Raw genomic sequence first — 8,941 nt, 5'->3', positions numbered from 1 at the left:
TTATTTGAGGATGCAGATGGAGGCACTCTCTTTCTCGATGAAGTCGGGGAAATGAGCCTCTCTCTCCAAACAAAACTCCTTCGAGTTTTGCAAGAAGGAGTAATTACCCCCGTAGGAGCAACTGGAGAGAGGGGGGTCGACGTCAGAATTGTAGCGGCAACACACCGGAACCTTGAGGAAATGATCGCAGAAGGCACATTTCGGGAGGATCTCTACTTCCGACTTAAAGTCCTTCAGCTTGATGTTCCGTCTCTTCGAGAACGCATCAGCGATATCCCGCTACTCTCTCGACATTTTCTATCGCGCTCGTGTCAGGCTCAACAGAAGCCAAATAAGGTGTTTACCGAGGAGGCACTTCTCCTTTTTGAGGCCTACCCATGGCCAGGAAATATACGAGAGCTTGAAAATGAAATAGAACGGATCGTAAGTGTTAGCGGCCTTGCCTCTCAGATAGGACCAGGGTACCTGTCGCAAAAGTTTTGGCAAGCAACAAATCTAGCAATTCAATCAAATCCAAATGCATCACAAACAAATCAAGCACTACCGGACTATCTCTTCGGCATGTCACTCAGGGAAGCTCTTGCAACCGTTGAAGCGCAGATTATTGAAAGAGCCCTGGAGACTACTCGATTCAATAAAAGTGAGGCCTCGAGGATGCTTGGGATTTCACGTTCAAATCTTATTACTAAAGTACAACTCTACTCTCTAGAGGAACAGGATACTCATTCTGAAACGGAAGAGCTTTCAGAATAGGCCTCTGGGCCATTATATAACATTTCACTCACTCGCCTGTCGGAGACTGGCGTTCCCAATGATTAGGGAAAAGAGAAGGCAACAGCCAGAAAGCGCGAGCATAAACTTTCCGCCTATCACGCAGAACTGATAGTACTCAAAACGCTTCTTTGCACTCAAAAGATATTCATCATTATCAACAGAGTTTCGCGCCTCTTGTGCTTGGGATTCATCTTGCTTGTCATAAGTAAAAACTCTTGTTGTAGAGGAGGACGAGGGGGACTTTCTTACTAATCGACCCCGATTCGCAATTGACTGAGTTTTGAAAGATTCGTCCTTCTCCTCCTTGAGAGTCTGAATCACCCCACGATAGTGCATCGCTCGCTTACTTCCGAGGTAGAGATTTCCGGCCCCCAAAATCAGTAGTAGGGCCCCGAGACCCAAGCTCCACCAGAAAGAACGAGGCATTCTGTGAGGTTTATGCGCATTCATAGGTATAAATACTAATATGGTCGAGGAAAAAGGAAATACCCTAAAAATGATTTGATGTATCGGTCCAAAGAGCATGTTTGTGGTACACTTCAGGGGTATACCAATCGCAAACTTGGGTGTGGTTTTCTTAGCTCGAAGGATAAGACCCAAAAGGATCAGGTAATGAGAAATGTTCGGAGAATCAGCTCAGCCACAGGTGCTTCACGTACAACAATGCTCGTTTTCAGCTTTCTAGCAGCAGTGCTCATATATCTCTGCTCACAGGCAGCTCCGGCACTGTACCGTTACTACGAATTGGAGAGTCAAGCCGTGGCAATGGCTCGTAGAGGAAGTATCAGATCAAGAGATCCTCACCCGCCTGTCTGGACTCATCAAGCAACACCGTATCCCAGCAAATCCTCACGACATCACGATTTATCGAGGCCCGTATGAGATCGAGATATCTTTAGATTACAATGTCCCAGTAACCGTGCCATGGGTGGAAGGAGAGCGAACCCTCTATACCTTCGAATTCCACCTGAGGGTGAGAGAATCGATTTCTCTTGAAAGGCAGCGCTACTAATGAGGTGCTAATTTTTGGGTGAATTGAATTTCAGGTTTGCCTTTAGAAAACAGTTCATGTACACTGCCCCGGATCGCATCCTTGAATTTTGTTTGAGGCTGCAAAACCCTTTAACGTAAACCCGTGAGTTTACGAAGGAAAATCGTATGTTTGAGAGGCTCTTCTCCTCACCCCAAAAGTCAAATGGGCTAGCGCAGGTAAATGGCAGGCTATGGTCTGTCCTTTTTCATACTGTAGCTTCTAATAGTGTATTTTCCCATTCGGTATGGTCCGGTACGGGTAGACTGTTCTTACCTACTGTTTCCTTACGCTCCGTATTAGCTTTTCCTCAGTCGAGAAGGAGCCAATTCATAAAAGTCGTTCCGTTGTCTCTATTACATCATAGCTTGATCGCCGACTGGTTTCACGGTCTCAGATTCATTTACTCTGGTGTCGTATGCTCTGATATTATGCGTACGCTCACTGTCAACATGAAGAGAAGAGTAGTAACACCCATCAGCAAAAGGAGTTAGTATTTATGTCGACTCAATCACCAAAAACATGGCAAACAGTAATTAATTCTGCGCAAGTACAACGAGCAATTACTCGAATTGGGTACGAGATCCTCGAAAAAGATGCTGTGCCATCCTCGCTTGCTGTCATCGGGATTCGAACCGCAGGAGAGTTTTTGGGGAGACGGCTTCAAAAGACCCTCGAAGAACTCACAAAGACTGACATTCCCTTTGGGGTTCTTGATATCACTCTCTATCGTGACGATCTTTCACAGACAGCCGATCAACCGACTCTGAAAGGTACTGATATTCCTTTCTCTGTTTCAGGGAAGAGAATCATCTTGGTTGATGATGTCCTATTTACTGGAAGAACAGTGCGAGCAGCACTTGATGCGATCATTGACTTTGGAAGACCATCTCGAGTTGAACTTGCCGTTTTAGCAGATCGAGGCCACAGAGAGCTTCCTATTCGACCCGACTACGTTGGAAAGAACCTTCCAACCAATCCAAAAGAATTTGTTAAGGTAACTCTCCATGAGCTTGGCGGGGACGACGGTGTACATATTTCGCGAGAAACTACCAATGGATAAAGCGATTGGTCATACTGAGTTTAAAGAGAGATAGCCATGGAACATATGGTAGCGACAAGTGACCCTTATGATAGCGTTGGAGCATCCGAAAGGCTCTCCTCCCAAAATACGCCCCTTCAACATCTTTTAGATATCAAATCACTCTCAAGGGAACAGCTTATCGCCCTTGTAAGAGATGCAGAAACTTTTATCGAGGTATCAGAGCGCAACATTAAAAAGGTCCCCGCCTTGAGAGGCAAAACAATTCTCAATGTATTTTTAGAAGCAAGTACGAGAACCCGGGTTAGCTTTGAGATAGCCGGCAAAAGACTCTCAGCGGATACAATTAACATATCTGGTAGCGGTTCTTCGCTCTCTAAGGGTGAAAACCTAATTGATACCGCTCGAACACTACAAGCCATGCGACCAGATGTTATTGTACTGCGACACAACGCGAGTGGGGCCGCTCACTTTCTAGCGAACCAGCTGCAGAACACTAAGATTGTAAATGCAGGAGATGGCATGAATGAGCATCCGACTCAATGCCTTCTTGATCTCCTCACTCTATCTCAACGTTTTCAACATTCTATCGACAGCCTGAGCGGGAAAACAGTAGCGATTGTAGGGGATGTACGTCATTCAAGAGTTGCGAGAAGTAATATTTGGGCTCATAAAATTCTGGGGAACAAAGTGCGGTTAGTTGGGCCTCCAGGCTTAGTCCCAGAACTCCTATGCTCATCTGAATGCTTCGGGCCCGAGGTTGAGATTTATCACTCGTTAGAGGACGGACTTCGTGGAGCAGATATCGTCATGGTTTTGCGACTGCAGAAAGAACGGCAACGGGACTCGTTCATTGGCTCCTTCGACGAATATAGTCGTTTCTACGGCATTTCATCCAAAAGAATGAATCAACTCTGTCCTGATGCAGTACTACTGCATCCAGGACCCGCTAATAGAGGAATAGAAATCTCAGGCGAACTCCTGTACGAGCATCGCTCATTGGTAGAAGAACAGGTGAGACTAGGTGTGGCGGTGCGCATGTCAGTATTATTTCGGCTCGCCACTCAAGGCAGCCACTTTCCTGAGGTAGAATCTTCGCAGAGTGACGTCAGAAAGGATGAAACTCAAACCCATCGGAGGAAACAATGACACATCCGGGATATGTCCTAAGGAATGGAGACATCGTCAATCCAGAAAGCACCGATTCATTCGTAGGTACTGTAATTGTAGATGGAGATAAAATTACAGGGATAGAAAAAGGAGACGTTGAGGATGTAGGAGATAGGGAAACTATTGACTGCACCGGGAAATGGATTATTCCGGGACTCGTTGATCTTCACGTTCACCTACGTGAGCCTGGCTTTGAGTGGAAGGAAACCATTGAGAGCGGGGCAAAATGCGCGGTAGCAGGGGGATACACATCACTCTGCTCGATGCCAAATACAAACCCTGCAATTGATCACGCCGAGGTGGCATCCTTCATCCGAGAAAAAGCCAAGGAGGCAGGCTTTGCTAAAGTGTTTCCAATAGGAGCGGTCTCTAAAGAACGAAAGGGGAATGAGCTCGCGCCGCTATACGAATTACGAGAGGCAGGATGCATTGCTTTTTCTGATGATGGTGACCCTGTTTGGGACGCAGGCGTTATGCGACGCTCATTAGAGATTGCAAAAGATATCGGAGCGCCTATCTGCTGTCATGAAGAAGACAAATCACTTTCCTGCTGTGGTTCAATGGATGAATGTGGGCACTCCTATCGACTCGGCATTACTGGTTTTCCCGGCGTTGCAGAGGAAGTTATGATAGCTCGTGATATTGAGCTTGCACGAGTTACGGGTGGTCATGTTCACATTTGTCATGTTTCAACAGCTCGGGGGGCTTTACTTATACAACGAGCCAAAGAGGACGGAATTCATGTGACGGCTGAAGTGACACCGCACCATCTCATGCTGAGCCATCTAGACGTAGATGGAATTGATACATCTTATAAAATGAGTCCTCCATTACGTGCACCAGCCGATGTGCTTGCACTTCGAGAAGCTTTGGCCTCCGGAGTCATTGACTGCATAGCCAGTGATCACGCTCCGCATGAACCAGACTCCAAGGACTGTGAATTTGAAGAGGCGGCCATGGGGATACTAGGACTCCAGACAAACCTCCCTATTGCCTTAAAGTTGATTCATGATTCAGTGCTTACAAGAGAGCGGGCGATACAGGCTCTATCTTTCTCTGCTGCGAAAATTGTCTCTCTGGAGGCTGGAATGCTCAGACCGGGGAGACCTGCTGACATTGCTATTATTGATCCGAACCAAAAATGGACTTTTTCGAACTCGCTCAACCTATCGAAAAGTCAAAACACTCCATTTTTAGCGAAAAAGAGTAAAAAAAAGTAATAGAGAAATATGACAAGCACCGAATCAATTTTTTCTGGCAGAGCTGAAAATTCATCGCTTACCAAAAGTCTATTGCCTCCGGGCAAATTGGTTCTGGCTGATGGAACCGTATTTCATGGTCTAGGGTTCGGCCATTTCTCATCATCATCAGAGCCTGTGGTGGCAGAGATAGTTTTTAATACGAGTATGGCTGGCTATCAGGAGATACTCACGGATCCAAGTTATAAGGGTCAAGGAATGTGCTTCACTGCCCCGCAGATAGGAAACGTGGGGTGTAACTCACTTGATATTGAAAGTGATGAGGTGTTCGTCTCTGCAGTTTTCACAAGAGATCTCTCCCCTCTGGTCTCAAATTTTCGCTCTGATGTTTCACTAGATGAGTACCTGAAGGCACATAGAATTCCCGGTCTAACCGGCATTCAGACCCGAGCCTTGACCCTCCACATTCGAAATGGAGGGGCTCAGATGGGTGCCATTGGACCAGTCGGAATGACAGATGATGAGCTTCAAAGTATCGCAAACTCATCAGGCTCGATGGTAGGAAAAGATTACGTACAAGATGTCAGCTGTACTGAACCCTATGAGTGGCATCAACTTCCTTGGGACGACTCTTCGAATAGCTATCCGATCCTTACTCCGGAGGAAGTTTGGCAAAGACCTCATGTCGTAGTGGTTGATTGTGGAGTCAAAAAAAATATCTTAAGACTGCTTCTAGCCGAGGGATTTCGACTTACCGTGGTTCCAGCAAGAAGTACAGCTGCTGAGATTAAAGCTCTAAATCCAGATGGCATTTTTCTGTCCAATGGCCCTGGAGATCCTGCTGCATTGACGGATATTATTGAGGTGATTCGCGATCTCTTAGGCGTGGTTCCAATTTTCGGAATTTGCTTGGGGTGTCAACTCCTCGGTCATGCAGCTGGAGCACAGACATACAAACTGAAATTTGGACATCGTGGTGCCAATCATCCAATCCTAGAACACTCAACGGGAAAAATTGAAATTACAGCACAAAATCACGGGTTCGCTATAAGTCCCGAAAAGCTCCCAGAAACTATCAAGGTCAGTCATCTCAATCTGAATGACCAAACAATTTCTGGTATTGAACTTCCTGATTATCGAGCCTTTGCCGTTCAATATCATCCAGAGGCCTCGCCGGGACCACATGATTCTCGGTATTTATTCTCAAGGTTTTTTAACGAAGTCATAAAGTAACGAAGAGCTATTGTTAGGTGAGCAGAAGTCAAAAGAGTTGAAGGGAGAGAAAGAACATGCCAAGAAGAGAAGATATTAAAAAGATTCTCATAATAGGCTCTGGACCAATAGTAATTGGTCAAGCGTGCGAGTTTGATTACTCAGGCACTCAAGCTGCAAAAGCACTCAGAGAAGATGGCTATGAGGTAGTATTAGTCAACTCGAATCCAGCTACTATCATGACCGATCCAGAGTTGTCTGATCGAACATATATAGAACCTATTAATGCCCCAACGGTAAAATCTGTAATCGCAAAGGAACGACCTGACGCAGTTCTCGCCACCATGGGTGGTCAAACTGGGTTGAATGTAGCTCTCGAGTTACATGAAATGGGTGTTTTTGAAGAGTTTGGTTGTGAATTGATAGGTGCGAGAGTCAGCTCAATTGAAATGGCTGAGGATAGAGAGCTATTTCGAAAAGCGATGGACGAGATTGGCCTGTCATCGGCAAAAAGTAGGATTGCACACTCTCTAAAAGATGCGACTGAGATTGCAGAAGAGCTGGGCTTTCCTCTTATCCTACGTCCCTCTAGGACGCTCGGTGGCACAGGGGGAGGAATCGCCAATAACCTTAAAGAGCTTCGACAGATCACGACATCAGCGCTACATGCCAGCCCAAATGGGGAGGTGCTTATTGAAGAATCTCTCTTAGGTTGGAAAGAAATCGAACTTGAGGTCATGCGTGACCACAAAGACAATGTTGTTATTGTCTGCGGAATTGAAAACCTTGATCCTATGGGAGTGCACACAGGGGACTCAATAACCGTAGCTCCGATTCAAACTCTAACGGATAAAGAATATCAAGAGCTCCGAGATGCTGCCATTAAAGTAATGCGCAAGATAGGGGTTGAATCTGGAGGCTCAAATGTACAGTTCGCCCTGAACCCTGACGATGGGAGAATTATAGTTATTGAGATGAATCCACGAGTATCGAGGTCTTCTGCGCTTGCATCAAAAGCAACCGGATTTCCGATCGCTAAATTCTCAGCCAAATTAGCAGTAGGATATACTCTAGATGAGATTCAGAATGATATTACGAGAGAGACTCCTGCCTGTTTTGAGCCGGCTCTTGATTATGTAGTTGTCAAAGTTCCACGTTTTACCTTTGAAAAATTCTCTGGTGCCGAGGCGAAATTATCGACCTCAATGAAATCAGTCGGCGAGGCCATGGCGGTCGGCAGGTCGTTTGAAGAAAGCCTACAAAAAGCCCTGCGGTCTATGGAAATCGGGCTGACCGGGCTGAACCCGGTGGCACCGCCTGTTGCTGACGCCACGTCAGGTCTAGACCAGCTTCGGGGCTGGCTTGGTGAATTGGTGCCAAACCGGGTCTTGCGTATTGCAAGCGCGCTCCGGCACGGCATTTCAATCGATGAAGTGCATGCGGTTACCGGCTGGGACCGCTGGTTTCTTGAACGCATTCAGGCGATCATTGATGCCGAAAATAAAGTGGCCGCCGATGGCCTGCCAGATGATGCAACGGTTTTACGTTTCTTAAAATCAATGGGGTTTTCGGATGCGCGGCTGGCTGAACTTGCCCAGCTTGACACCACAGAGGTGCAGTCACGCCGAAGCAAAGCTGGCGTACTGCCTGTCTATAAACGCATCGACACATGCGCGGCAGAGTTTAGTTCGGAAACCGCCTATATGTATTCGACCTATGAAATCGCCGCGGATGCCGAATGCGAAGCCGACCCCAGTGACCGAAAAAAAATCGTTATTCTTGGCGGCGGCCCAAACCGGATTGGTCAGGGTATTGAATTTGACTATTGCTGTGTTCACGCCTGCTATGCGCTGTCGGACGCAGGCTATGAAACAATCATGATCAATTGTAACCCGGAAACGGTTTCGACTGATTATGACACATCTGATCGGCTGTATTTTGAACCATTGACCGACGAAGATGTCATTTCGATCATCAAACGCGAAGCAGAAAATGGTGATTTGCGCGGCGTTATTGTTCAGCTAGGTGGGCAAACCCCACTGAAAATTGCCGCCGCACTCGAGGCCGAGGGCATTCCCATTCTTGGCACCAGCCCGGATGCCATTGATCTAGCCGAAGATCGTGAACGCTTCCAGCTTTTGTTGAAAAAGCTTGATCTGTTGCAACCTGAAAATGGTATTGCCCATTCGGCTGAAGAAGCCCGCGAAATTGTTCAGAGAATTGGCCTGCCGGTCGTTATTCGCCCATCATATGTGCTGGGCGGGCGCGCTATGGAAGTTGTCCACCAGATGGATGATTTAGAACGCTATATGCGGGACGCGGTTGTTGTGTCTGGCAAAAATCCGGTGTTGATTGATCGGTTTTTGAACAATGCCGTCGAAGTAGATGTAGATGCCTTATGTGATGGCAGTGATGTCTATATTGGCGGCATCATGGAACATATCGAAGAAGCGGGTATTCATTCTGGCGATTCTGCCTGTTCATTGCCGCCACAGCATTTGTCTGACGAGATTC

General features: G+C 46.8%; 8 protein-coding genes. 7 read left to right on the top strand and 1 reads right to left on the bottom strand.

What is annotated here, in order from left to right; all coding sequences use genetic code 11:
- The coding region (locus EBR25_11380; GenBank protein ID NBW41585.1) for a sigma-54-dependent Fis family transcriptional regulator at positions 1-753 on the top strand (753 nt) is incomplete at its 5' end.
- Between the two features lie 24 nt (positions 754-777).
- On the opposite strand, the gene EBR25_11375 is transcribed toward EBR25_11380, so the two are convergent.
- Complete coding sequence (locus EBR25_11375; GenBank protein ID NBW41584.1) at positions 778-1,200, bottom strand: hypothetical protein; 423 nt, start codon at positions 1,198-1,200, stop codon at positions 778-780.
- A 78-nt stretch (positions 1,201-1,278) separates the two neighbouring features.
- Between EBR25_11375 and EBR25_11370 the strand changes: the two genes are divergently transcribed.
- The 6 genes from EBR25_11370 to EBR25_11345 form a co-directional block, all read left to right on the top strand.
- Positions 1,279-1,656 (top strand): hypothetical protein, encoded by a 378-nt coding sequence (locus EBR25_11370; protein ID NBW41583.1) that lies wholly within the window; start codon positions 1,279-1,281, stop codon positions 1,654-1,656.
- Between the two features lie 647 nt (positions 1,657-2,303).
- Complete coding sequence (gene pyrR, locus EBR25_11365) at positions 2,304-2,867, top strand: bifunctional pyr operon transcriptional regulator/uracil phosphoribosyltransferase PyrR (protein ID NBW41582.1); 564 nt, start codon at positions 2,304-2,306, stop codon at positions 2,865-2,867.
- Positions 2,868-2,912: 45 nt separating this feature from the next.
- The gene (locus EBR25_11360) at positions 2,913-3,995 is read left to right on the top strand and encodes an aspartate carbamoyltransferase catalytic subunit (GenBank protein NBW41581.1); all 1,083 of its coding nucleotides are present in this window, start codon (positions 2,913-2,915) and stop codon (positions 3,993-3,995) included.
- Positions 3,992-5,236: a dihydroorotase gene (locus tag EBR25_11355; protein NBW41580.1), complete on the top strand. Its 1,245-nt coding sequence runs from the start codon at positions 3,992-3,994 to the stop codon at positions 5,234-5,236. The genes EBR25_11360 and EBR25_11355 overlap by 4 nt, the downstream gene beginning before the upstream one ends.
- 9 nt (positions 5,237-5,245) lie before the next feature.
- Entirely contained in the window at positions 5,246-6,448 is a 1,203-nt protein-coding gene (locus EBR25_11350; protein ID NBW41579.1) for a carbamoyl-phosphate synthase small subunit, read from the top strand.
- 56 nt (positions 6,449-6,504) lie between these two features.
- Positions 6,505-8,941 (top strand): carbamoyl-phosphate synthase large subunit (locus EBR25_11345; GenBank protein ID NBW41578.1); only part of this gene is annotated, 2,437 nt, incomplete at its 3' end.

Source organism: bacterium (assembly GCA_009926305.1).
GTDB lineage: Bacteria > Bdellovibrionota_C > UBA2361 > UBA2361 > RFPC01 > RFPC01.
The sequence above is the reverse complement of the archived record's forward strand: the minus strand, read 5'-3'. Positions and strand labels throughout refer to the sequence as shown.